The organism is Bradyrhizobium sp. CCBAU 21365, from assembly GCF_015291305.1.
Taxonomy (GTDB): Bacteria; Pseudomonadota; Alphaproteobacteria; order Rhizobiales; family Xanthobacteraceae; genus Bradyrhizobium; species Bradyrhizobium elkanii.
Map to the genome: position 1 here is coordinate 6710509 of NZ_CP030036.1, position 25119 is coordinate 6735627.

At 66.2% G+C, this 25119-nt stretch carries 20 protein-coding genes; 7 read left to right on the forward strand and 13 right to left on the reverse strand.

Annotated elements, in window-relative coordinates; genetic code table 11:
* Nucleotides 1–4 precede the first annotated feature (4 nt).
* The 9 genes from XI02_RS31695 to XI02_RS31735 form a co-directional block, all read right to left on the reverse strand.
* Nucleotides 5–646, reverse strand: a complete 642-nt coding sequence (locus XI02_RS31695) for a hypothetical protein (protein ID WP_172647449.1) — start codon at nucleotides 644–646, stop codon at nucleotides 5–7.
* A 41-nt stretch (nucleotides 647–687) separates the two neighbouring features.
* Nucleotides 688–3927 carry an AAA family ATPase gene (locus XI02_RS31700; RefSeq protein ID WP_172647448.1) on the reverse strand — a complete coding sequence of 1080 codons (3240 nt, stop codon included), beginning with the start codon at nucleotides 3925–3927 and terminating at the stop codon, nucleotides 688–690.
* Between the two features lie 223 nt (nucleotides 3928–4150).
* Nucleotides 4151–4897 carry an ABC transporter ATP-binding protein gene (locus XI02_RS31705; protein WP_018273003.1) on the reverse strand — a complete coding sequence of 249 codons (747 nt, stop codon included), beginning with the start codon at nucleotides 4895–4897 and terminating at the stop codon, nucleotides 4151–4153.
* A complete protein-coding gene (locus tag XI02_RS31710) occupies nucleotides 4878–6677 on the reverse strand; it encodes an ATP-binding cassette domain-containing protein (RefSeq protein WP_172647447.1) in 1800 nt (599 codons plus the stop codon). Before XI02_RS31710 ends, XI02_RS31705 begins: the two co-directional genes overlap by 20 nt.
* Complete coding sequence (locus XI02_RS31715; protein WP_018273004.1) at nucleotides 6677–7534, reverse strand: branched-chain amino acid ABC transporter permease; 858 nt, start codon at nucleotides 7532–7534, stop codon at nucleotides 6677–6679. The genes XI02_RS31710 and XI02_RS31715 overlap by 1 nt, the downstream gene beginning before the upstream one ends.
* 19 nt (nucleotides 7535–7553) lie before the next feature.
* The gene (locus tag XI02_RS31720) at nucleotides 7554–8750 is read right to left on the reverse strand and encodes an ABC transporter substrate-binding protein (protein WP_225164325.1); all 1197 of its coding nucleotides are present in this window, start codon (nucleotides 8748–8750) and stop codon (nucleotides 7554–7556) included.
* Between the two features lie 157 nt (nucleotides 8751–8907).
* Nucleotides 8908–9891 carry an NAD(P)-dependent oxidoreductase gene (locus tag XI02_RS31725; protein WP_172647446.1) on the reverse strand — a complete coding sequence of 328 codons (984 nt, stop codon included), beginning with the start codon at nucleotides 9889–9891 and terminating at the stop codon, nucleotides 8908–8910.
* Nucleotides 9892–9903: 12 nt separating this feature from the next.
* Nucleotides 9904–11760 (reverse strand): TRAP transporter large permease subunit, encoded by a 1857-nt coding sequence (locus XI02_RS31730; RefSeq protein ID WP_172647445.1) that lies wholly within the window; start codon nucleotides 11758–11760, stop codon nucleotides 9904–9906.
* A gap of 9 nt (nucleotides 11761–11769) precedes the next feature.
* Complete coding sequence (locus tag XI02_RS31735) at nucleotides 11770–12801, reverse strand: TRAP transporter substrate-binding protein (protein ID WP_018273005.1); 1032 nt, start codon at nucleotides 12799–12801, stop codon at nucleotides 11770–11772.
* A gap of 159 nt (nucleotides 12802–12960) precedes the next feature.
* Between XI02_RS31735 and XI02_RS31740 the strand changes: the two genes are divergently transcribed.
* From XI02_RS31740 to XI02_RS31750, 3 genes are all read left to right on the forward strand, one after another.
* On the forward strand, nucleotides 12961–13707 hold the full coding sequence (locus XI02_RS31740) for a FadR/GntR family transcriptional regulator (protein ID WP_240536896.1): 747 nt from the start codon (nucleotides 12961–12963) through the stop codon (nucleotides 13705–13707).
* A 205-nt stretch (nucleotides 13708–13912) separates the two neighbouring features.
* Nucleotides 13913–14644, forward strand: a complete 732-nt coding sequence (locus tag XI02_RS31745; protein ID WP_016846251.1) for a cytochrome c biogenesis CcdA family protein — start codon at nucleotides 13913–13915, stop codon at nucleotides 14642–14644.
* A gap of 91 nt (nucleotides 14645–14735) precedes the next feature.
* Nucleotides 14736–16424, forward strand: a complete 1689-nt coding sequence (locus XI02_RS31750; RefSeq protein WP_172647444.1) for a SulP family inorganic anion transporter — start codon at nucleotides 14736–14738, stop codon at nucleotides 16422–16424.
* Between the two features lie 96 nt (nucleotides 16425–16520).
* On the opposite strand, the gene XI02_RS31755 is transcribed toward XI02_RS31750, so the two are convergent.
* The 3 genes from XI02_RS31755 to XI02_RS31765 all read right to left on the reverse strand — a co-directional run bounded on the left by XI02_RS31755 (nucleotide 16521) and on the right by XI02_RS31765 (nucleotide 20109).
* Nucleotides 16521–16913: a hypothetical protein gene (locus XI02_RS31755; protein WP_069277973.1), complete on the reverse strand. Its 393-nt coding sequence runs from the start codon at nucleotides 16911–16913 to the stop codon at nucleotides 16521–16523.
* Between the two features lie 239 nt (nucleotides 16914–17152).
* Nucleotides 17153–18559: a Spy/CpxP family protein refolding chaperone gene (locus tag XI02_RS31760; RefSeq protein ID WP_172647443.1), complete on the reverse strand. Its 1407-nt coding sequence runs from the start codon at nucleotides 18557–18559 to the stop codon at nucleotides 17153–17155.
* 125 nt (nucleotides 18560–18684) lie between these two features.
* Entirely contained in the window at nucleotides 18685–20109 is a 1425-nt protein-coding gene (locus tag XI02_RS31765) for an FAD-binding oxidoreductase (protein ID WP_172647442.1), read from the reverse strand.
* Nucleotides 20110–20269: 160 nt separating this feature from the next.
* Here XI02_RS31765 and XI02_RS31770 point away from each other — a divergent pair, with 160 nt between their 5' ends.
* Complete coding sequence (locus XI02_RS31770) at nucleotides 20270–20755, forward strand: thioesterase family protein (RefSeq protein ID WP_172649119.1); 486 nt, start codon at nucleotides 20270–20272, stop codon at nucleotides 20753–20755.
* A 94-nt stretch (nucleotides 20756–20849) separates the two neighbouring features.
* Here XI02_RS31770 and XI02_RS31775 read toward each other — a convergent pair whose 3' ends face one another.
* Nucleotides 20850–21023 (reverse strand): DUF1328 domain-containing protein, encoded by a 174-nt coding sequence (locus XI02_RS31775; RefSeq protein ID WP_016846258.1) that lies wholly within the window; start codon nucleotides 21021–21023, stop codon nucleotides 20850–20852.
* Between the two features lie 292 nt (nucleotides 21024–21315).
* Between XI02_RS31775 and XI02_RS31780 the strand changes: the two genes are divergently transcribed.
* From XI02_RS31780 to XI02_RS31790, 3 genes are all read left to right on the forward strand, one after another.
* Complete coding sequence (locus XI02_RS31780) at nucleotides 21316–23934, forward strand: ATP-dependent helicase (RefSeq protein ID WP_069277975.1); 2619 nt, start codon at nucleotides 21316–21318, stop codon at nucleotides 23932–23934.
* A 76-nt stretch (nucleotides 23935–24010) separates the two neighbouring features.
* Nucleotides 24011–24424, forward strand: a complete 414-nt coding sequence (locus XI02_RS31785; RefSeq protein ID WP_016841558.1) for a hypothetical protein — start codon at nucleotides 24011–24013, stop codon at nucleotides 24422–24424.
* Nucleotides 24421–25113, forward strand: a complete 693-nt coding sequence (locus XI02_RS31790) for an OmpA family protein (RefSeq protein WP_069277977.1) — start codon at nucleotides 24421–24423, stop codon at nucleotides 25111–25113. The genes XI02_RS31785 and XI02_RS31790 overlap by 4 nt, the downstream gene beginning before the upstream one ends.
* The last annotated feature ends 6 nt before the right edge of the window (nucleotides 25114–25119 follow it).

Consider the following 25119-nt stretch of genomic DNA (forward strand, 5'->3'; position numbering starts at 1 on the left):
GATTTCAGCATCGGGACCGCTGCCGACGGGAAGTAGAGCACCCATTTGTCGTCTCCCTTTGTGCAATTTGATTCAGTCGTAAAAACTCGGACAGATAACACCGCGGAATTGCCGGCGCGGCCTCCGGTCGAACCAGGACATGTTTGCGCCTTGGCCAATGATCGGCCCAGCACACGCTTGGGCCACGCTTGCGAGCTCTCCGGTCGCAGGCGGCAAGCGCAGTCAATTGCTCGATGCTCGATACCGCGCGCTCGATCGAGAGCGTGCGCCCGGTCTGCTTGCGCAGCCGGGCCGCGCCCTTGGCGAGAATCCAGCGGTCGGCCGCGCACTCGCAGCCGAGCTCGGAATTGGCGGCGAGCCGGCCGCCTTTCGACAGATGGTGTCCGACCTCGTGAAGCAGGGCGAAAACCAGGCCGTCGGCGTTCATCGCCGCGTGGTGAGCCAGTCCGCCATAGATCCGCACGACGCGGTCGTTGCCACGAATGAAGGCCTGAGCATTGACGGTTGCGCTGCCTTCGTCGAGCTCGAAAAGCAGATCGGGAAACGCACGCCTGAAATCGGCCAGGATGTCGCAAAGGAGCGCGTGCCTGCACGCGCGGGCGCTTCCCTTGCCGACCGGTTCGCCCATCGCGTTCGCGAACAACATGAGATCATCCGAATGGGATCAGAACAAATTTCACTCGCAACTCAAATATTATTGGCTTCGTTCGAACTTCGACTCGCTTTGACCGTCTTTCCCGCGCCACCGACAAAGGGCGCGAAGATCATTGCGCCGGTCTCGTGAAGCAGCGCGGTCGCGCGGTCCAGTTCCTTCGCGCCCTCCTCGGCCTCATCGCCGCGCCCGGAGCGCAACAGCAGATCGGCGCGAACCGATCGGGCAAGGCATTCCGGAATGCGCGCGTGCCGCTTGACCGCAACCGCAATCGCCTCGTTGACGGCGGACAACGCCGCCGCCGCATCTCCTTTCAACCGATACGCGTTCGCCAGGTCGGCGAGAATCCGTGCTTCGTTTTCGAGGCCGGCCTTGCGGGTTCGCGCGAAGTCGAGCGCGGCCGACAGATCCTCGATCGATGATGTGATCCGGCCTGCAACCAGATGGGACAGGCCGCGGCTGGCCTGGGCGTAGACGCGCAGATATGGATTGCCGCTTTTGACCGCGAGCGCGAAGGCGCGATCGGCGTGGTGCTGGGCCAGTCCGACGTCGCCTTCGGACCAGGCGAGGTCGACATAGGCGAGGCTCGGAATGACGTAGTGAATGGCATCGACCTGGCTGCCATCCAGTTGCAGCACGCGATCGAGCAGCGGCCGGGCCTCGGACCCGCGCCCCAGCATCACGAGTGTTTGCCCGCGCATGGCGGTCAGCCAGATCTCGACGTCGAATCCAAGCGTCTCCCGGTCCGACTTCACGATTTCCGAGGCGCGCGCCGCCGCCTCCATGTTCATCTGCAGCGCCTGCGACATCCGGCCCGAGAGCCGGAGCGCGTGGCAGAGAATGGCCTTCAGCGTGACCTGGACGCTGGTGTCGGTGCCGGTGTCGGCAAGCGCCTTGGCTTCCAGCACTCGCTGGACATACTCGTCGGCCGAGCCGCCATTCGCCAAGATCCGGCCGTAGGCAGCGTGAATCAGCGTGTTGGCGCGCAGGTCCCCCATCGCGAGCGCGAGGCCGCGGGCTTCCTCGAAATAGACCTGCGCATCGGCGGCGGAAACTCCCTCGCGCCAGCCGAAATTCACGATCTGGCCACAGGCCATCATCTTCAGATAGTCGGTCATTTGCGACGGGGGCTGGTGCATCAGGAGTTCACGCACTTTCTTCCAGCTTCGCAAAGCCTGACTGGGATCGTTCGCGCCGACCCAGACCGCCGCGCGCATGTGCTGCTGCGCCGCCTTCAAATGTTCGCCGGCATGCTCCCAGTGGTAGGCGAGAAGCGATGCCCGTTCCTCGGCGCGATCCTTGAACAGCTTCTCGATCGCCTGCGCGACGGCGGCGTGAAGCTCGCGGCGCCGTTCGTGCAACAGCGACAGATAGGCGACTTCCTGGATCAGCGGGTGACGAAACGCGATCAGCCGCTGCTCAAAGGGAGGCACGTCGTAGAGCAGTTCGGCGCGTCGCAAATGTCCTACGGCTTCCAGCAGTTCAGGCTTCGCCAGTCCGGCAACGGCGTCGAGAACGGGTAGCGAAATTTCGCGCCCGGCTACCGATGCGACCTCGAGGGCTCGTTTCGCGTGTTCGTCGAGGCGATCGATGCGCGCCGCGACCACCGCCTGCACGGTCGTCGGAAGCGGGATTGTGTCGATGCCGCCCTTCAGCCGGTACGCGCCCTTCTCGCCCTCGAAGTCGCCGCGCTCGACAAGGGCGCTCATGAGCTCTTCCAGGAAGAACGGATTGCCGTGCGCGCGCTCGACGATGTTCCTGCTCAACAGCGCCAGCGACGGGTCGGTACCAAAATGATCGCGCAAAATCGATTGCGCCTCCGCCGGCCCAAGCGGAGCCATGTTGATCTGGCGATAATGCGATCGCTGCATCAGCGGCGCGGTCAATCCGGCCCTGAAATTGACCAGGAGCATCGTCGTGGTTCCGACCACGGCGTCGGCAAGTGCCTCGACGAACTCCTCGCTCGCCGGATCGATCCAGTGCAGATCGTCGATCAGGACGACCGTCACATTGTCACGAGGTGCGGCGCGCACCAGTTCGCCGACGAAATCGAGCAATTGGGCCTTGCGGGCCTTGGGATCCAGTTTCGGCGCGGGCCGGTGCGGGTCCGCCAGGCCGAGGAATTCCAGCAACACGGGTGCCAGATGATCGGAGACGGGCATTGCCGCCAACCGGTCGAAGACACGGCGGCGCGAAACGTCCGGCGGTTCTTCCTTGATGCGAAGGCCGAAAATATCCCGAAGCAGCGCCAGCACCGGCTGAAACGGCGTTGCGCGGCCATGCGCGAGCACACGCGCCTCAAAGACGCGGATGCCCTTGCTGCGACAACTCTCGGCAAATTCAAAGCAAAGGCGACTCTTTCCAATGCCGGCTTCGCCCACGACGCCGATCACCCGGCCATCTCCCTTGCGGGTGTTCTCGAGCTCGGCCGTCAGCGTCGCAAACTCGTCGGCGCGGCCGGTCAAGGGGCTCAACCGTCGTCCGGTCCGGAATACACCGCTCGACGGCGCATGCTGCAGGCCCCTCAGCCTGAGCACCTCGACGGGGGCCGCGAGCCCCCGAATGGCCTGCTCGCCGAGTGCCTCCACCTCCACGAACTGTTTCGCGACAGCGTAGGTTTCCCTCGAGACCAGAATGGTGCCGGGCTCGGCAAGGTGCTCCAGTCGACTGGCGAGGTGCACGTTCGCGCCCGCGGCGTCATAGGTTTGATAGATGCCGTGCTCGATGGCCTGGAAGACGACCTCACCGGTGTGGACGCCGACGCGAATTTGCAGATCGACGTCATGCAGCCGCTTGACGTCATCCTGCATCGCCAACGCCGCGAGACAGCCCCGAACGGCGTGATCCTCATGAGGCTGCGGGGCGCCGAACATCGCCATGACGCCGTCGCCCTGGGCCTTGTTGACGACGCCGCCGTAGCGGTGAACCGCCTCGTTCATCAGGTCGAGCACCGGCTGCAAACGCCGCATGCCCAGTTCGGGGTCTCCGAGGCTATCGATGATGCCCGTCGAGTTGCTGATATCGGCGAAAAGAATCGTGAGGCGCTTCCGCTCCCCGCCCTTGGCATGCAGGCTCCTCAGGGAATGCTCGTGCGACGGCTGAGCCTGGGTCGCGTCAATCGCCGTCGTCAGCGCAGCGCCGCACTTTCCGCAAAATCGGCTGCTCGATCCGTTGAGGTGGCCGCAAGCTCCACACGTAGTTCCGAGAGAGGCGCCGCACCCTTCGCAATACTCATTGGTCGCCCTGTTCTGACAACCGCAACGCAAACATTGCATCGTAGGCCTCTTGAAGAGAGCTGCAGACGCAGGCAACCGCAACAAGTCTTAAAAACAACGCGACAATAATCCACAATCGGGTATCGCTGTGAAGCTTAGCAAAGCCGCCTGCACCTGTCGTGCCATTTTATGGCGCACGTGCAGATTGCGCCACAATGGCAGCCGACGCGCATCCGATCACAAGTTGCGCGGCTGCTGGCGTCGAGCACACAGGTTGTATTGGCTAGGTCTGCAACGCGTGGCTCTCATGACCGAAATAGGCGCGCTCGAGCCGGTGCGCGAGGTCGCTCTCTCCGGTCGGCGCCTCCAGCGCGATCGCGCCCTGCACCAGCGCGTAGACGCGATCGGCACAGGCGAGCGCCTTCTCCAGCAGCTGCTCGACCAGCAGCACGGAGGTGCCCTGCTCGCGCAGCCGGCCGATGACGTTGAGGACCCGATCGACCAGCACCGGCGACAGCCCCGCGGACGGCTCGTCGAGCATCAACAGCCGCGGTCGGCGGACCAGGCCCTGCGCCACCGTCAGCATCTGCTGCTGGCCGCCCGACAGCGCGCCGCCGCGTTCATGCCGCTTCTCGGCGATCTCGGGAAAGAACGCCAACGCCTCCTCGATGCGCACGGCGCGCTCGGCGCGAGGCAGGTCATAGCCTGCGAGCAGCAAATTGTCGGTCACGGAAATCTGCGTGAACACGCGATGTCCCTCGATCACATGCACCAGCCCGGCCCGCGCGGCATCGCGCGGCGTCGCGTTGGTCATGTCGCGGTCGCCGAACCGGACCTGCCCGGCAGTGACGGGCAACAGTCCTGACATCGCGCGCAGCAGCGTGGTCTTGCCGGCACCGTTGGGCCCAAGCAGCGCCACGACCTCGCCGGCGGCAATCGTGACGTCGATGCCGTGCAGCACACGGATCTTGCCGTAGCCGGACTCCAGCCCATTGACCGCGAGCAACGGTTCAGCCGCCGAGATAGGCACTGACGACCTCCTTGTGGACGCGAATCTCCGCCGGGGTTCCCGCCGCCAGCGTCCGGCCCAGATTGAGCACGGTGACCTGGTGGCAGATGTCGAAGATCAGATCGGCATGGTGCTCGACCAGCAGCACGCCGGTGCCGCGGCCGCAGACCGCCTTGATCAGGCTGGCGAGCCGCTCGATCTCGTCGTTGGAAAGACCCGCTGCGGGCTCGTCGAGCAGCAGGAAGTCCGGATCGAGCATCAGCGCCCGCGCGATCTCGATGAAGCGCAGCTCGCTGTGCTGCAGGCGATCGGCGCGTATGTCGGCGAGCGCCTCGAGGCCGACGACGCCGAGCAGCGCGTGCGCCTTGGCGGCGAGCAGACGCTCGTCGGCGCCGTTGCGCGGCAGTGCGAGCATCGCCTCGACGAAATTGGCCCGGCCCTCGATCGAGCCGCCGATCATGACGTTCTCCAGCACCGAGGCTTCGCCGATCACCCGCGGCGTCTGGAAGGTGCGCGCGACGCCGCACGCGGCGCGCTTGACCGGTTGGCCCGCGGCCAGGACTTCGCCGCCAAGCGTCATGGTGCCGGCTTTGGCGGCATAATAGCCCGAGATCACGTTCAGCGTCGTGGTCTTGCCGCTGCCGTTCGGTCCGATCAGCCCGTGGATCGCGCCGGGCGCGATATCGAGATCGAGACCGTCGATCGCCTTCACATTGCCGAAGCTCAGCGCGATGCCGCGCAGTTGCAGCGTCTTGCCGCCGTCCCTGCGGCGCACGATGTCGGCGAGTGCAGCCGGGCGCGGAACGATGGCGCGGTTGCTGGCGAGCGGACGGCGGTTGCGGAAATCGAGCAACGCCGCGATGCCGCCCGGCATCACCAGCACGATCACGAGCAGCAGCACCGCGTAGAGGAAGGTCGACCAAGCCGCCAGCGGCGCCGCGATCTCGGGCAGGATGGTCAGGATGATGGTGCCGAGCATCGGGCCGAGGATCGAGCCGCGGCCGCCGATCAGGATCGCGATGAAGAACAGCACCGAGAGATCGAAGGTGAAGGCATCGGGCGTGATGTAGGTCTGCAGGGTCGCGAACAATCCGCCGGCGATCGCCGCCAGCGCGCCGGCGAACAGGAAGATCGCGATCAGCATTTTCGGCTTGGAGATGCCGCTGGCCTCGGCGGCGACCTCGGCGTCGCGCACCGCGATCAGGGCGCGGCCGAACCGGCTGCGCGCGAGATTGGCGCTCATCCAGGTGGTCAACGCGGCGAAGGCGATGCAGAGGGCGTAGAAGCCCCACGGCGTGTTGAACGGCGCCGGGAATTCCGGACCGGCAATGCCGATGCCGCCGCCGGTCACGCTCTGCCAGGCCAGCGCGATCTGGGTCACGATGGTCGCAAAGCCGAGCGTCGACATGGCGAAGTAGAAGGTGCGCAGGCGGAGGGCGGGCAGACCGACGACCACACCGAAGATCGCGCCGATCAGGCCGGCTATCGGCAAGGCGACGAACACCGGAATCGCCGGCATCACGTTGCCGGCAACCAGCACGCTCGTCGTGTAGGCGCCGAGCGTCAGCAGCGCGACATATCCGATCGCAAGATGGCCGGCAAAGCCGACCACCAGATTGAGGCCCGACACCAGCACCCAGTAGATCGCCATGCGGGTGCCGATCAGCACCCAGTAATCGTTGCTGACGAACGGCAGCAGCACCGCCGCCACCAGAATGCCGAGGAACGGCAGGACGTGCGGCAGCGCGGCGCGCCATGCGCCGCTGTCGGTTCGGGACGGAGCGGCGGCGACCGTGGTCATCACACCCTCCGCGCGGTCGAAGCGCCGAACAGCCCTTGCGGCGCGGCGAGCAGCACCACGATGAACAGCGTGAACACCGCGACCGAGGAGAAGATGCCGCCGACCAGGAAGTTCGCGGCCTGCTGGAACAGACCAAGCGCCAGCCCGCCGATGATCGCGCCTCTGTTGTTGCCGAGCCCGCCCAGCGCCACCGGCACGAAGCCGTAGAAGTTGAGCAGCGCGCCATTGGCGAAGAAGGCGAGCAGCAACTGGCCGCCGGAAAATCCGGCGATGCCGCCGACCACGCCGGCGAGCGCGTAGCTTGCGACGCGCAGATTGCGCTCGGGCAGGCCGAGCGCCCGCGCCGCAAAATTATCCTCCGCGATGGCGAGGAACGCGCGGCCGACCAGGGTGCGGCGGTAGAGCCATTCGAGGCCGATGATGGTGACGGCGCAGGCGAGGACCGGCAGCCAGAACTTCTCATCGAGAACGCCCTCGCCGAATCCTGCGATGCGCGGGAACGGCTGCGGCTCGGTGCCCCATTTGATCGCGGTGATCTGCTGGATCATCAGCGCGACCGCGAGGGTCGAGAGCACGTAGAGATGCTGGTCGAGGCTCTTGAGCACCGGCCGCACCGCGACGAATTCGGTGATGATTCCGATCACCGCGCAGCAGAGCAGCGTCAGCACGAAGCCGACGGCAATGGGCAGGCCGAGCTTCAGCGTGAACATCGAGCCGAACACGCCGCCCAGCATCGCGAGTTGTCCGGCGGTGAAGCTCATCACCCGCGAGGTCGAGAACATCGTGTTGTAGGTGACGCCGACGAGCGCGTAGATCGCGCCCGCCGCGAGACCGGATGCAAGGATCGAGGCCAGCATCGGCTGCGCCCCCGCCCTTCTATGTATACCCCGGCGCCAGCGCGAAGGTGCCGTCCTTGGCGGTAGAGGCTTCCGACATCACGATCTCTTCGGTCAAATAGCCGTTGTGCTCGGTCGGCGAGAAGCGGTAATTGCCGAAATAGCCGGGATAGGTCGACAGCGTGTTCCAGTACTTGATGATGCCGGCGCTGTCGGTGGAGCCGCTTTCGGCGACCGCCTTGGCGATCAGCTCGATGCAATCGATGCCACCCGCGACCCACCACAACAGCGTGTCGTTCAGCGCGATGTTGGCCTTGGTCAGGCGCGCGACCAGGTCCGCGCTCTTCGGCGGCAGCTTGCCAGCGCCGTCATAGCTGCAGCTCTTGTAGCCGATCGCGTAGACCTTCTTCCAGTTCTCCGGCTTGGCGACCAGGCTCGCAAGCTCGCCCGACGCCATCGAGGGATGCCCGACAAAGGGCACGTCCCAGTTCATCGCGGCGCGGGTGTTGAACATGCGCGCCTCCATGCCGGTCGAGACGCTCCACACCACGATCGCTTCCGCGCCGGCATTCTTGGCGCGAAGCATGTCCGGCGTCATGTCGGGCTGCGTGGCGTCGATATTGGCCTGATAGGCCACCTCGGCACCGTCCTTCTTGAACGCCGCGACGGAGGCGCCGACCGCGGTGACGCCATAGCCGGTGGTGTCGCCGATCACCGCGACCTTCTTCACCTTGAGGATCTTGAGACAGTAATTGCGCACGGCATCGTCCCATTGGTTGTTCGACGGCGCGATGCGGAACGCGTTGGGGAACTTGACCGGGTCGATCAGGGTCTCGACCACGCAGGGATGCAGGTCCGGCATCTTGGCGCGCGCCATGATCGGCGTCGTCGCCAGCGCCTCGCCCGAGTTCAGCGGGCCCCAGATCGCGTGCACCTTGGCCTGGCTGATCAGCTCCTGCGTGGCGTTCACCGCCTTGGTCGGATCGCCCTGGGTGTCGCGCATCACGAGCTCGATCTTGCGGCCCTTCACCCCGCCGGCGCCGTTGATGGCGTCGACCGCGAAATTGACCCCGCGGTTGAAGCCGACGGTCGGCGCCGAGCTCGGACCGGTGATCGCCGCGAGACAGCCGATCTTGATCGGTTCTGACTGTGCGATGGCTGGCGCCGGGAAGGAAAATGATGCGGCGCCCAATGCACCGGCGCTGCCCAACAAAACGTCACGGCGTGAAATAGCCATGTGATGCCTCCCTGTTCCCTCTCGGCGCCCGTCGTTTGTTGCGGGACCGTTCATTGATTGTCCGCGCGCTCAGGGGCCGCGGTTATGCGAGCCAAGTCTGGGCCGGATGCGAAGCTCTTGTCCAGCCCCGCGGACGGCATTGGGCTTCGCCAAACTTTCATGGCCGAGGCCGCCGCGTCCAGTGGCCGGCATTGGCCGCGCCGACGGGTATCTCGCCGGCAACGATCTTCGCGACCTGGCGTACCGTCTCCGATGACTGATGCTCGATCGCCTGCGGCGTCAGGCCGCCGACATGCGGCGTTGCGATCACATTGTGCAGCTTCGCAAGCTCGGGCGTCGGCATCTGGTCCGGCGCGCGGCCAACATCCATCGCGGCACCCGCGATGCGGCCGTCGCGCAGCGCGGCCGACAGCGCCGCCTCGTCGACCAGGTTTCCGCGCGAAAGGTTGATGAAGAATGCGTGCCTTTGCATCCGCGCCAGTGCGGCCTGCCCGATCAGGTTCTCGGTCTGCGCGTTGGCGATCGCGAGACAGACAACGAAGTCGGCGCGCACCAGCAGATCGTCGAGCGGCAGATGCCGGATCGCCGCATCATCGATCGTTACGTAGGGATCGGCGACCAGCACATTCATGCCGAGCACTTTTGCGATCGCGGCAAGATAGCGCCCGATGCTGCCATAGCCGATGATGCCGATCGTACTTCCCGCAAGCTGGCGGCCCATGATGATTTCGGGCGCCCTGCCCGCATGATAGTCTGCGGTTGCTCGTGAGACGCCGCGCGACAGATCGACCATGAAGCCGAGCGCGAGCTCGGCGACCGACTGGACGAAGCCGGCGCTCGCCTGCGTCACCAGCACGCCGGCGGCGGAGGCCGCGGCGACGTCGATATTGCGGATGTCGACCGCGCAGCGCACGAAGGCGCGCAGCATCGGCAGCTGCGGGAAAATCTCCCCTCGCCCCTGCGTCATGCGGTCGGCGACGATGATGTCGACATCGGCCGCGGCCCTGACCAGTGCGGCCGCGTCGAGCGCCTCCTCGCCCTCGTGCAGCCTGACGTCGGCGACCGCGCGCAGACCGTTCAGGCTGCGCTCGCCGTAATAATCGCGGCGCATCTGCGGGGTATGGGCGAGCAGCACCTTCACGTTTCCATTCCCCTAATAGCCGAGCGCATGCGGCAAGGCCGTGCTGATGGCGGGCACGAAGGCGATCACCAGCAGGCACAGCAACAGCAGGCCGAGATAGCCCGCGATCGGCTTGATGGTCTGTTCGATCGGCACGTTGCCGATCAGGCAGGCGCCGTAGAGCCCAAGGCCAAGTGGCGGAGCAAAAAGCCCGAGCCCCATCGCGATCACAAGGACGACGCCGAAATGCAGCGGATCGATGCCGAGCTTGACGGCAACCGGCAGCAGCAGCGGGCCGAAGATGATCAGCGCCGCGGCGCCTTCGAGCACCGAGCCCATCACCACCAGCACCAGGATCGACAACAGCATGAACAGCCAGACCCCGTGGCTGCCGGAGATCGCCAGCATGAGGTCGCCGACGGCATGCGGCACCTGCTGCAGCGTCAGGATGAAGGCCAGCGACTGCGCCGCGGCGACAATGAACAGCACCAGCCCCGAACGCACAGCCGATTGCACGAAGCAGTGCGCGAGGCTCTTCACACCGAGCTCGCGGAACAGCAGGCTGCCGACGGCGATGGCATAGACCGCGGCGAAGGCGGAGATTTCGGTCGCGGTGGCAAAGCCGCTCTTGAAGCCGAAGAAGATCATGAAGATCAGCCCGAACGAGGCGATCGCACCGGTCCAGAGCCCCGATACCGCGGCGCGCGGCTCGGCTTCCACGTTCGCGGCGGGACGCTTGCCGAAGATGATCGACACCGCGATCAGCGCCAGCGCCATCAGCGCGGCCGGCAACATGCCGGCGACGAACAGTCCGCCGATCGAGAGGTTGGCGACGAAGCCGAGGATGATCAGGTTGATGCAGGGCGGAATGGTCTCCGCCATGACAGCGGAGGCGGCGAGCAGCGCCACGGCCCCGCCCGGGTTCTGCCGCGAGCGCCGCGCCGCCGGGATCAGCACCGAGCCGACCGCGGCGACGTCGGCCATCTTGGAGCCCGAGATGCCGGAGAACAGCACCATCGACATCACCATCACGACGTTGAGCCCGCCGCGCATCCGTCCGACCGCACGCTGCAACAGCTCGATCAGCCGGACCGACATGCCGTTGGCTTCCATCAGGTAGCCGACCAGGATGAAGAACGGGATCGCCAGCAGCACGAAATTGTCGATGCCGCGCGCCATCTGCTGGGCGAAGATCACGCCGGGCAGCGTGCCCTCGACCCAGATGAAGATCAGCGCCGCCAGCGCCAGCGCAAAGCCGATCGGCAGTCCGCCGAACAGCGTGAGGAAGAAGCCGATCAGCATCAACGTTTGCGACGACGGCACGGACGATGGTGCGAATGCATCCCAGGCCAGATAAAGGCCGACGATGACGGCGGTCGCGACGATGGCTGCCGCCATGTCGCGCAGCGGCCGGCCACAGAACGTCTCGAACGCGAAGACCGTCATGAACGCCGCGCCGACGCCCATCGGATAGAACGTCCATTCCAGCGGCAGGCCGGAGCCGGAGGTCTGGCCGGTGGTCAGCCAGCCCATCTTGACGGCGTTGAACGCGACATAGCCGGCGATGATGGTGACGAGCAGCGCACCGACCGCGTCGACCATCCGCCGCAGGGCGTGCGGCAACATGTTGACGAAGAAGGCGACGCCGAGATTCTCGCTGCGCGCGAGCGCGCTCGCGGCGCCGAAGAAGCTCGACCCGACCATCAGGCCGCGGGCGACGTCGTCGGACCATTCGACCGGCGCGTTGAACAGGAAGCGGGCCAGCACCGAGACGCACACCACGACGAGATCGGCAGCGAGCAGGACCGCGGCGATCGCGTCACTGACCGCGAGCAGCGGCGCCGTGATCCGATCGGCGCTGCTTCTCGCCTCGACTGCGGCGACTGACATGCGCCGACCTCAGGCCTGCGTGGCGCGGATCAGGTCGACGACGGCCTTGGCCTCGGGCCGCGCCTTGATGAAATTGTCGGTCTGCGGCAGCACGCGCTTGCGGAACGCCTCCTTGTCGCATTCGACGACGGTGACGCCCTTCTCCACCAGTGCCGCCAGCGCCTCCTTCTCCACCGCAAGGCCGTGCGCGCGGGTGTCGGTCGCGGCCTTGTTCGCCGCGTCGAGGAAGCCTTCGCGCAGCTTGGGCGCCATGCGGTTGAAGCTGGTGTCGCTGAAATAGACCGCGAGCGGCGAGAAGATGTGCTGGGTCAGCGCATAATGTTTCGCCGTCTCGTAGAACTTGCTCGCCAGGATGGTCGGCGGATCGTGCTCGAGGCCGTCGAGCACGCCGGCCTGCAGCGCCGTGTAGATCTCGCCGAACGCCAGCGGCGTTGCGGCGGCCCCCATCAGCCGCAGGCACTCGGTGATGATCGGATTGGGCAAGGTGCGGATTTTCAGGCCGGCGAGATCCTCCGGCGTCTTCACCGGCTTCTTCGCCAGCACGCTGCGCGCGCCGAAATTATAGGCCCAGCCGATGATGTGAATGCCGGCGCCCTTGAGCAGCGCAGCCTCGATCGGCTTCGCCGCGCCGGCGTCGAACGCCTTGGTCTGCTGCTGGAAGCTGGTGAAGAGGTAACCGAGGTCGAAGGTGCCGACCAGCGGCACGAGATTCGCCGAGATCGACGAGCCCGACACCATCAGGTCGATCACCCCGAGCTTCACCGAGTTGATGACGTCGATCTCCTGGCCGAGCTGGTTGTCGGGAAAGAAGGTGACCTCGATCTGCTCGCCGAGCCCGTTCGCCTTCAGGCTCTTGACCAGATTGTCGTAGTAGACGCGGCCATTGGCATATTTCGGATCGTTCGGAAGCGACGACGAGCATCGCATCTTCATCACCGCGGCCTCGGCGCGGCCGATGATGGCGGGCGCGGCGGCAAGCCACGCGGTCGCGGCGACCGACGACTGCAGCACAATGCGGCGGCTCACGCGATTCGACGTCATGATGGAGCTCCTCCCGGGAACGGATCTTTATTGTGTTGGCCGCCCGCCTGACGGCGTGAGCTTGGCAGCCGATTTGTCATAATGTATGACAAATCGGATACGGTTGTGCAAGGGCGCGGCTCGGCGGCGGCGCAGGCTGCAACCGCAGCGAGGCCCTCGATGTTCCAGACATCCAACGCGTTGCGTCGGAGCGTGCACAGCCAGGTCACCGACCGCGTCGGCAGCAGCATCGTGCGCGGCGAGATCGGCGTCGGCGAAACGCTGCCGCCGGAAATCCGGATCTGCGAGATGATGGACGTCAGCCGCACCGTGGTGCGCGAGGCGATCCGCACCTTGACCGGCAAGGGCCTGATCGAATCCCGGCCCAAGAGCGGCACGCGGGTCCGGCCGCCCGAGCAGTGGAATCAGCTCGATCCCGACGTGCTGCGCTGGCACCTCGAGAGCGCGGAGATCGACCGTTATCTCGCCAAGCTGTTCCAGCTGCGCGCCGCGGTCGAGCCGGCCGCGGCAGCGCTCGCGGCGACCCATGCCGAGGAGGTCGACGTCGCCCGCATCCGCGCTGGATGCGACGGCATGGACGCGGCAAAGACCAACGAGGAGTTCGTCGCCGCCGACATCGCGTTCCACCAGGCGATCTATTTCGCCACCCGCAACGAATTCTTCTGGCCGATCGCGCAGATGTTCGAGATCACGCTGCGCCAGAGTTTTACGATCGCAGCGCCGGGCTCGCACCGTCCGCGGGCGCTGCGCGAGCACCGCGCGGTGCTGGACGCGATCGCCGCCGGAGATGCGGAGACGGCGCGCGCGGCTACCGTCGTGCTGCTGACAAATTCCGCCGACGATCTGGTGCGCATTCGCGGCCGGGAGTTCGAGACGCCGGCGAGCCGACCCGCGCGCAAGCGGTAGCGAGCGGGCAGCTCCCTCCCCGTCGTCGTCCCGGCGAAGGCCGGGACCCATACGCCGCAGCCGCAACCATGTGCAGCGGTGGTCATGGGTCCCGGCCTCCCGCACACGACCCTGTGACCATAGTTGAAGGCTGCGACGACGAAACTTCTGGATTGTTGGCGGCGTAGACGCCAAGACAGGAGCGCTATCTGCGAAGGTTTCATTGATGCACGACGTCTCGATCCCGGCGGCCCTGATCGCCGGTCTGGTCAGCTTCCTGTCGCCCTGCGTGCTGCCGCTGGTGCCGCCCTATCTGATCTATCTGACCGGCGCGACCATCGAGCAGGTCAACCAGGACGGCGCCACCGCGGCCTCCAAGCGCGCGGTGATGACGGCGGCGCTGATGTTCGTGCTGGGCTTCTCCACCGTGTTCGTCGCGCTCGGCGCCAGCGCGTCCTTCGTCGGCGGGCTGGTGCGCGCCTGGTCGGCCGAGCTCTCGATCCTGGCCGGCATCGTCATCATCATCATGGGCCTGCACTTCCTCGGCGTGACCCGGATCGGCCTGCTGATGCGCGAGGGACGGCTGACCGCGCCGAAACCGGTCGGGCTGTGGGGCGCCTATGTCATGGGCCTGGCCTTCGCCTTCGGCTGGACGCCATGCATCGGGCCGATCCTCGCCGCGATCCTCTCGATCGCGGCCGCGGAGGCCACGGTGACGAAAGGCGCCGGCCTGCTCGCGGTCTATTCCGCCGGGCTCGGCATCCCGTTCCTGCTCGCGGCCTTCATGGTCAAGCAGTTCTCCTCGCTGTTCGCGCGGATGAAGCGCCATCTCGACACCGTCGAACGGGTGATGGGCGTGCTGATGGTGGTCACCGGCATCGGCTTCCTGACCGGCGCAGTGTCCAGCGTCAGCGTCTGGCTGCTGGAAACCTTCCCGGCGCTGCAGAATATCGGCTAGGTCTTCGCGCCGACGCAGGCTGCCGTCCGCTGGATTTTGGCCGCGCGATGTCGGACTATTGCGGAATCGCGGCAATCCTCATGAGACACCGATGGGCCAGGATCGTCAGACCCACGCCAGCTGGCCGATCTTCAGTTCGCTCAGGGCGTTCCGGTCAAGCGACCTGCCGGGCGACCTGATCGCCGGGCTGACGCTCGCCGCGATCGCGATCCCCGAGCAGATGGCGACCGCGCGGCTCGGCGGCTTCTCGCCGCAGATCGGCTTCTTCGCCTTCATGGCCGGCTCGCTCGGCTTTGCGATGTTCGGCGCCAACCGCTTCCTGTCCTGCGGCGCCGACTCCACGATCACGCCGATCTTCGCCGGCGGCCTCGCGCTGATGGCGACCGCCGGCTCGCCGGACTATCAGGCGCTGGCAATGGCGCTGGCGCTGATGGTCGGCGCGATCATGATCGCTGGCAGCCTGTTCAAGCTCGGCTGGATCGCCAATTTGCTGTCGACGCCGGTGACGGTGGGCTTCCTCGCCGGCATCTCGGTCCACATCCTGGTCTCGCAATTGCCCGGCGTGCTCGGCCTGACCACGCCGGACGGCCCGACGCTCTACAAGCTCGGGCTGCTCACTGAAGAGATCGGCCAAACCAATCTCTACACGCTGGCGATCGGCCTCGGCGTGCTGGCGCTGGTCGCCGGATCGGAGAAGATCAGCGCACGCATTCCGGGCGCGCTGATCGGCCTTGTCGTGGCCACCGTCGCCGTGATCGCCGGCCATCTCGAAAGCAAGGGCGTCAAGGCGGTCGGCACCGTGCCCGGGACGCTGCCGACGCCATCGTTTCCGGACATCGCGCCGGAGCGCTGGATCAAGCTGTTGTCGCTGGCGATCCTGATCGCGGTCGTCGTCATGGTGCAGACCGCCGCGACGACGCGCTCGTTCCTGTCCGATCCGGACAAGCCGGCCGACGTCGATCGCGACTTCCTCGGCGCCGGTGCCGGCAGCGTGCTGTCCGGGCTGTTCGGCGCCTTTCCCGTCAACGCCAGCCCGCCGCGGACCGGCATCGTTTCGGAGACCGGCGGACGCACGCAGCTCTCGGGGCTGTTCGCCGCGGCCATCGTGCTCGCGCTGCTCGCGTTCGGCGCGACGCTGCTGCGGCACGTGCCCGACGCGGCACTCGGCGGGGTCCTGCTGTTCGTGGCGCTGCGCATCATCCGCGTGGAGCAGATCGTCGCAATCTTCCGTCAGTCGTTCTATGAATTCCTGCTGGTGGTGGCGACCGCGGCCGCGATCATCGTGCTGCCGATCGAGCAAGGCGTCGCCGTCGGCATCGCCTTGTCGCTGCTGCACGGCATCTGGACCACGACGCGCGGCCAGCTTGCCGAATTCGTCCATGTGCCCGGCACCACGATCTGGTGGCCGACGGGCCCGCACGTCACAGGCGAGCGCACGCCCGGGATTGCCGTCGTCGGCCTGCAAGCCCCGCTGTCGTTCCTCAACGCGGAAAGTTTCCACAGCGGCGTGCTCAAGGCCATCAGCGGGGCGACACCCAAGCCGCGGCTGCTGGTGATCGAGGCCAGCGGCATGATCGAGATCGATTTCACGGCGGCGCAGGCGCTGCGCGATCTGTTCCGCGAATGCCGCGATGACGGCGTGACGGTGGCGGTGGCGCGGCTCGAATCCGAGCGCGCGCAGGACGCCTTCGAGCGCTTCGGTCTCTACGAGGTGTTGCCGCGGGACCACGTCTTCCGCAGCGTCGACGAAGCGGTCCGCACGCTCGGCGGGCAGGCGTAGAGATTGATGGGATCGGTCCGTAGCCCGGGTGAGCGAAGCGATACCCGGGAAACCGTTCCCGCATATCGCTTCGCTCATGCGGGCTACTGGACGACCTCAGGCCTGCTCGCCCTCGAGCGTCGGATGCTCCCTCAAAACTTCCGCCTTGATCGAGCCGGCGTGGATGGCACGAAACAGCGCCCGCCCCGTCTTGATGTTATTGGCCTTCATGCAGAGACCGACGATCTCGCGCACCGCGGAATCCCGCACCAGCTCGTCGGAGATCTTCATCGCGGTCTCCATCGCGACCTTGGCGGCGCGCTCGTAGCGATCACGCTCGATCTGCTGCTTGTTCGGAGGACGCTTGTCGGGCGAGCCGACCGCCTCGGCACAGCCGGCGGCATCGCGGCAGATCGCACGAATCCGCTGCGCCGCCTCGATGTCGCCGAGCGGACGCTCGACGGGATCGTCCCAGATATCCTTGCTCCCGGCCTTGTTGAACCACCACATCGCCGCACCTTGAAAAAAGCACGGCAAGCATAGCTGGCTTAGGCGCAACCTGTGAACCGCGGAGGCCACTCGGTGCCGAGCAAGAGGTGCACACTATGGCCCGGCGGCCACACCGGCCGCCGATCCCCGCGCAAATCGATGTCGAATTTATGGAATAAAGCCCGTTTCGGTTCTGATTGCGTCAGAGCCGAGACTGCTGGACTCTCGCTTGCCGCGTTTTCGCGCAAACCGACAGCACTCTACGCAGATCGTTTCGGCCCGATCGCCTCGAACTGCGCCTTTTGCTCATCGCTGAGCGTGGCATAGAAATTCTCAAGCGCGGCGCGGACATCCTTGACCGCCTGCAGCATGACGTCGAGCCGCTTGGCAACGAAGGCAAGACGTGCGGGCGGGGTCATCGCCTCGTTGGTCTGGCACGCGGCTTTCAGCTTCCGCGCGGCGTCGGCGCTGGCGTCCTGCAGCACCTGAAGCGCACCGCGCTGGGTGTCGCTGAGCTGCAGCCGCGCGTCGATCTCGCCCGTCGGCCATTCCTGCATCGCGGGCTGCGCGGCGCCGCAGCTCTGGGCGACCGTCGCGTTCGGATCACGGGCCGCGGCTTCCTTGCGCTGGTTCTCGGCGAGCGCGTTGAGCCGCGCTTTCTGCTCGTCATCGAGCAGACCGTAGAATTTCTCCAGCGGAGACTTCACGATTCCGACCGCGGTGACCATCGCTTCGATCCGCTGCTGCATGGCCGCGAGGCGGTTCGGCGCCGTCAACACCACCTGCGCAGGACATGCCGCGCGAATGACCTGGGCAGCCGCGAGCGACGCGTTGCCGAGCTCGCCGAGCGCCGCTGATTGCGCTTCGGTCGGCTGCACCGTATCCGCGATCTGATCCACCGGCAGGCCGGCGACCGAACGGCTGTCATTGCCGCACATCTGCTCGATGCGCCCGCCGCCGCGGTAACGGCGGCCCGTCCGGCGCTCCGGCAGATAGCCCCTGAGATCGTCATACCCATAAGGCCCGAAGATGCCGGCATAGATGTCCGGATAGCCGTAGCCCCAGAATCCGATGTCGTCGCCCCAGATCGCGTAGTCGTAGATGTCGTTGTACGCGAACGGCCAGAACAGCGGGCCGACCCAGCCATAGCCGCCGCCGGGATGCTGCCACCAGCCGTTGGCCACCGCCCCGCCGTGCCAGCCGGCGAGCGCCGCGGCCGCGGCGATCTGCGCGCGCGCCGCCGGGTTGCTCAACAGCCGGCCGTTGCGCAATGCGCCGCTGCGCGACAGCGAGTTGAACGTATTGCGCATATGGCCTGGTGCGATCGCGGCATTGCGCATCCGGCCGAAATTGCCGCCTCCGCGCGATGCGAAGGCGCCATGGCCGGCGAAGCCTGATCGCGAGATCGCATGCGAACGGCCGAACCCGCCATGATGGCCGCCGCCGAAATGCATGTGGCCGAAGCCATGCCCGCCACGTCCATGGCCACCACCGTGCCCATGGCCACCGCCATGTCCATGGCCGCCGCCATGCCCTCCGCCATGGCCGCCGCCATGCCCTCCGCCATGGCCGCCGCCGTGCCCGCCGCCGCCGCCTCGGGCAATCGCGTCGCCCGACAGCGCCATCGCAAGCACCACGACCGCAATTCCAATTGCCCGTCCGATCACGGCGTCCTCCCTCCGCGCACCGCACACGTCGCGGTAACACAAGAGAGACGCCGGGCGGGCGGAAAAGTTCCGTGCGTGACACGCACGCGCGGACGTTCGCGGCCCCTGCGCGGCGTGACGACGCCTCAGGCGGCCGGGACGATCTTTCCGGGATTGAAGATGTTTTGCGGGTCGAGCGCATGCTTCAGCGCCCGCATCGCGTCGAGCGCCTCCGGCCCGAGCTCGGCCTGCAAATATTTCTGCTTGCCCTGCCCGATGCCGTGCTCGCCGGTGCAGGTGCCGTCCATGGCCTGGGCGCGTTCGACCAGGCGGTGCATGAACTCCTCGCCGCGCGCCATCTCGTCCTTGTCGTTGGCATCGCAGAGCAGCGAGCAGTGGAAATTGCCGTCGCCGACATGACCGACGATCGGCGACAGCAGATTGAGCCGCTTGAGATCGTCCTCGGTCTCGGTGACGCAGTCGGCAAGCCGCGAGATCGGCACGCAGACATCGGTCGCGACGACGCCGATGCTATCGCCGGGACGCAGCGCCTTGACGGACCAGTAGGCGTCGTGCCGGGCCTGCCACAGCTTGGTGCGGTCCTCCGGCTTGGTGGTCCAGGTGAAGTCGCCGCCGCCGCATTCGGCGGCGATGTCGCGGAAATTCTTCGACTGCTCGGCGACCTCGACCTCGCTGCCGTGGAATTCCAGCAGCAGCAGCGGCGTCTCGGGCAGCGACAGCTTGGAGTAGCTGTTGCAGGCTTTCACCTGCGCGGCATTGAGCAGCTCGATCCGGGCGACCGGAATGCCGGTCTGGATCGCGAGGATCGTGGCCTGGCAGGCGCCACGGACCGTGTCGAACGAACAGGCCGCCGCAGCGATCGTGTCGGGAATGCCGCGCAGGCGGATGGTCAGTTCGGAGATGATGCCGAGCGTGCCTTCGGCGCCGACGAACAGATGCGTCAGGTCGTAACCGGCCGACGACTTCTTGGCGCGCGTGCCTGTCGTGATGATCTCGCCGTCGCCGCGCACCACCTTCAGCGCCAGCACGTTCTCGCGCATGGTGCCATAGCGCACCGCGTTGGTGCCGGAGGCGCGGGTCGAGGTCATGCCGCCGAGCGAGGCATCGGCGCCGGGATCGATCGGAAAGAACAGGCCCTGGTCGCGCAGATGCTCGTTGAGCGCCTTTCGCGTCACGCCGGGCTGGATCACGCAGTCGAGGTCCTCGGCATGCACCTCGAGCACCTTGTTCATGTCGCGCAGATCGATGCAGATGCCGCCCGCGGGCGCGTTGACCTGGCCCTCGAGCGAGGTTCCGGTGCCGAAGGCGATGACCGGCACGCGATTGGCGGCACAGATTCGCACCACGTCCTGGATGTCGGCGGTTTCCTGCGCCATCACGACCGCGTCCGGCGGCTGGGTCGGCAGCCATGTGGTGGTATGGGCGTGCTGTTCGCGCACCGCCTGCGACGTGACGAGCCGGTTGCCGAACCGCGCCGCCAGCGCGTCGATCGCGCGCTTCAGGGCCTGCGGCTCAGGTCGCGTCACATTGCTCGAAATCGTTGTCGCCACGTCAAATTTCCTCCCACCTTTAGCCGACCGTGGCAAAGCTTGTATAAGGGGTCAAGAGAGCCTGACTTGAAAAAGTGGACGCCGGAGTCACAGAAAAGCTCATGCTCGAACGCCAACGAACCGGGGATGGATCATGACTTCAGCGACTGCCACCAGCGAGATGCCGCTTCCATCGGCCCCGTTCAGATCCTCGGTGATGCAGATCGAGCCGCAATGGATCGACTACAACGGCCATCTCAACATGGCGTACTACAACGTGATGTTCGACCGCGCCATCGACGAGATGTGGCTGCAGCTCGGCATCGGGCCGGACTACATGAAGGCGCGGCACTGCTCGACCTTCACCGCCGAGTGCCACGTCCGCTACCTCAGGGAGATTCATCTCGGCGATCCCGTGCAGGTCCAGGTCTACCTGCTCGGCGCCGACGAAAAGCGGCTGCACACCTTCGAGGAGCTGCGTCATGCCACCGAAGGCTGGCTCTCCGCGACCTCGGAAAACCTCACGCTGCACATCGACATGGAAGCGCGCAAGGTGGCACCGTTTCCGCCCGATATCCGCGCCCGCGCTCGCGCGACCGTCGACAGCTATGCGGGTGTACCACGTCCCGAGGGCATCGGCCGCAACGTGGCGATGCCCTCGAAGTAGGCTGTTTGGAGTAGATCTCGCCGCGGACTCTTCACCTCTCCCAGAGGGAGAGGTTTGCGCTGTCACTGCGGCAGGCACGCAACCGATTGCCTCGCTAGACCCTTGTGCGGCCGCGCACCAATCCGACCACCGCCGACACCAGGAACAGAATGACAGCGATGAAGAAGATCGCCTTGGCGATTTCGACGGACGCGCCGGCGATGCCGCCAAAGCCCAAAATGCCCGCGATCAGGGCGATGACCAGGAACGTGACGACCCAGCTCAGCATGATCAAAACTCCGCTTCGTTTCCCTGCTGTTTCCTTGGCGCGGACCTCCGTCCGGCGCGCACCTGTTGAAACAATCCGGCCGGGAAACGCATGTTCCTGAGCGTGAAACCGCGAAATTTTCGCCGATTTCCGGAACCAGGATTGAGTGTGGGCTGCTGCCAAAAGCGTTCCCGTCAGCCGCGATAAAACCTGTCAAAACGGCCGATCAGGCCCTATATGGCCTTCAATCCCTGTTAAGAAGGCTCCCCTTCACCGTCCCGCGGTGCCATCGTGGGGCCGAGACGATTCGCCAATGACCGAGCCGAGCAAATTGCCCCATCACGGCGTTCCCGAGCACCAGCCGGCGGCTGGCGGCATCGCCGCGCGTGCGCGGGCGGCGGCAGGCGGCCCGCAATATCTGAACGGCCTCAATCCGGAGCAGCGCGAGGCGGTGGAGACGCTCGACGGCCCCGTGCTGGTGCTTGCCGGCGCCGGCACCGGCAAGACACGCGTGCTGACGACGCGGATCGCGCATATCCTGAGCCAGGGCCGCGCGCGGCCGCACGAGATCCTGTCGGTGACCTTCACCAACAAGGCGGCGCGCGAGATGAAGCTGCGGCTCGGCCAGATGCTCGGCCAGGCGGTCGAGGGCATGCCGTGGCTCGGCACGTTCCACTCGATCGGCGGCCGCATCCTGCGCATCCATGCCGAACTGGTGCAGCTCAAATCCAACTTCACGGTGCTCGACGTCGACGACCAGGTGCGGCTGCTGAAGCAATTGCTGCAGGCCGAGAACATCGACGACAAGCGCTGGCCGGCGCGGATGCTGGCCGGCCTGATCGACGGCTGGAAGAACCGCGGCCTGTCGCCGTCGCAGGTGCCGGCGGGCGAAGCCGCCTCGTTCGGCAACGGCAAGGGCGGCAAGATCTACGCGACCTATCAGGAGCGGTTGAAGATCCTCAACGCGGCCGATTTCGGCGACCTGCTGCTCGAGAACATCCGGCTGTTCCGCGAGAATCCCGACGTGCTGCGGCAGTACCAGAGCCGCTTCAAGTTCATCCTGGTCGACGAATATCAAGACACCAACGTCGCGCAGTATCTGTGGCTGCGGCTGCTGTCGCAGGCGCCGTCGCGGCCGGGCCAGCCACTCTCGGCGGTGATCCCGGGCGAGCTTACCTCGCCCCGCTTGCGGGGAGAGGTCGGCGCGCAAGGCGCGCCGGGTGAGGGGGACTCTCCGCGGGCTGAGCTCGAGGATAGAGCCCCTCACCCCGACCCTCTAAGAGCGAGCTCCGCTCGTCTCGACCCCGTGAAGGACGGGGAGAGGGAACAGACCGCTCTCAAGAACATCTGCTGCGTCGGCGACGACGACCAGTCGATCTACGGCTGGCGCGGCGCCGAGGTCGACAACATCCTGCGCTTCGAGCACGACTTCCCCGGCGCCAAGGTCATCCGCCTCGAGCGCAATTATCGCTCCACCGGCCACATCCTCGCCGCGGCCTCGCATCTGATCGCGCATAATGAAGGCCGGCTCGGCAAGACGCTGCGCACCGAGGATGTCGACGGCGAGAAGGTCACCGTCACCGGCTCCTGGGATTCGGAGGAGGAAGCGCGCGCGATCGGCGAGGAGCTCGAGGAGCTGCAGCGCGCAGGTGAAAACCTCAACGACGTCGCCATCCTGGTGCGCGCCTCGTTCCAGATGCGCGAGTTCGAAGACCGCTTCGTCACGCTCGGCCTGCCCTACCGCGTGATCGGCGGCCCCCGATTCTACGAGCGCGCCGAAATCCGCGATGCGCTGGCCTATTTGCGCACCATCAATTCGCCGGCCGACGATCTCGCCTTCGAGCGCATCGTCAACGTGCCCAAACGGGGGCTCGGCGACGCCACCGTGCAGCTGCTGCACGACCATGCCCGCAAGCGCCGCATTCCGCTGTTCGAGGCGGCGCGCGCCGTGGTCGAGACCGACGAGCTGAAGCCGAAGGCGCGCGGCTCCTTGCGCGATCTCGTCATGCAGTTCGACCGCTGGCGCGCCCAGCGCGAGGTCACCTCGCATACCGAGCTCGCCGAGATCGTGCTCGACGAGAGCGGCTACACCGAGATGTGGCAGAAGGACCGCTCGGCTGATGCCGCCGGCCGGCTGGAGAACCTCAAGGAGCTGGTGCGTTCGATGGAGGAATTCGAGAACCTGCAAGGGTTTCTCGAACATATCTCGCTGGTGATGGACCGCGACGGCGAGGCCGGCGACGAGGCGGTGTCGCTGATGACGCTGCATTCGGCGAAGGGGCTGGAATTCGACAACGTGTTCCTGCCGGGCTGGGAGGAAGGCCTGTTCCCGAGCCAGCGCACGCTGGACGAACAGGGCCGCGCCGGGCTCGAGGAGGAGCGCCGCCTTGCCCATGTCGGGCTGACCAGGGCGCGCCGCCGCGCAAAAATCTATTTCGCCACCAACCGCCGCATCCATGGCACCTGGTCGACCACGATCCCCTCGCGCTTCCTCGACGAGCTGCCGGCGCACAATGTCGAGATCACCGAATCCAAGGGCGGATCGGGCTGGGGCGGCAGCGGCGGCTATGGCGCATCGCGCTTCGACAACCTCGAATCATTCGGCTCGAGCTATTCGACCCCGGGCTGGCAGCGCGCCCAGGCCAACCGCAACCGCGGCGGCGGGGGCCGCGGCGGCAGCGGCTTCGAGGAGCGGCAATCGTCCTTTTCCTCCGAAAGCTTCAATCGCAGCAAGCGCGGCCCTGTCGTGATCGAGGGCGAGCTGGTGGCGAAGTCCACCGGCACGACGTCGGATTTTTCGCTGGATGACCGGGTGTTTCACCAGAAATTCGGCTACGGCCATGTGGTGAAGATCGACGGCAACAAGCTGACCATCGCCTTCGAAAAGGCCGGCGAGAAGAAGGTGGTCGACAGCTTTGTGGAACGGGTGTGACATAGCGACCTTCTTTGGCGGTCTTCTCTGTTGGTAGCCCTTGACCCCGGTTGAATTCACGGGTTGAGATGGCCCCATGGTCCGGGGGAGGTTTTTCTTTTTTGTCATCGCGCTCACCGCGCCGTCGCTGGCGGTCGCGGAGACGATGAGCTTTGGCGATTCTGCAGCGCAACTGGCCAAGGCCTGCGGCGCCGACATCACCGCCAACTGCCGCGGCGTCAATCTCGACTCCAACCGCCTCAAGGAATGCCTGTCGCGCAACCGCGACGTGATCTCGCCGCAGTGTAAGGAGAGCTACTTCTCTACTCTCGATGCGATCCAGAAGCGGATCGCGGCGCGCGTCACCGTTGCGAATGCCTGCACCCGCGAGATCGTCAAGGTCTGCGGCGGCTCGACCAAGGAGACCAGCAAGTCGGTGCCCTGCCTCGTCAGCGCCAAGGGCCTCAGCCGCAACTGCACCCAGGCGATCAATGACGCGGGGTATCAATGATGCGGCTGTCGGCACGAGGCACGCGCGAGATCAGTCTGTCGGGCCTGCTCGGCGCGCTGCTCGTGCTGGCGATGCCGCTCTCGCCGATGCAGGCGCAGACCGCCGTCACGCGCGACGACATCATCGCCAAGCTCAATCATTTCGAGACCGACGCCGCGATCGATGTCCCGGCGTTGCGCCTGCAGACGCTGGAACGATCGAAGTCGCGATCGAGGAACGAGCCACCGCCCTCGAGCCGGCCGCCGATCGCCCCCGACCTGACCAAACTGCCGGCGTTCAATGTCGATGTCAGGTTCGACGTCGACACGCCGATCGTGATGCCGGAGTCCTATGCGACCGTCGGACGGATCGCCGACGCGCTGACGCATTCCGCGCTGCTGCCCTACACTTTCCTGATCGTCGGCCACATCGAATCGGGCGGACGGCGCGACAACAACGTGCTGCTGAGCCAGCGGCGCGCCGACGCGATCCGCGACATCCTGGTCAACACCTACAAGATCGCGCCGAAACGCCTGCAGTCGGTCGGGCTCGGCGAAGAGCAGTTGCTCGACCCCGCCCGTCCCAACGCGCCGGTCAACAGCCAGGTGCAGATCATGCTGGTCGCGAAGCTCGCCGACGCCGAGCCGCCCGCGCACCCCGCCCCGGCGGCCGCCGCCAAGAAGCCGGCGAAATCGGCGAAGAAGCACTGATTGGAT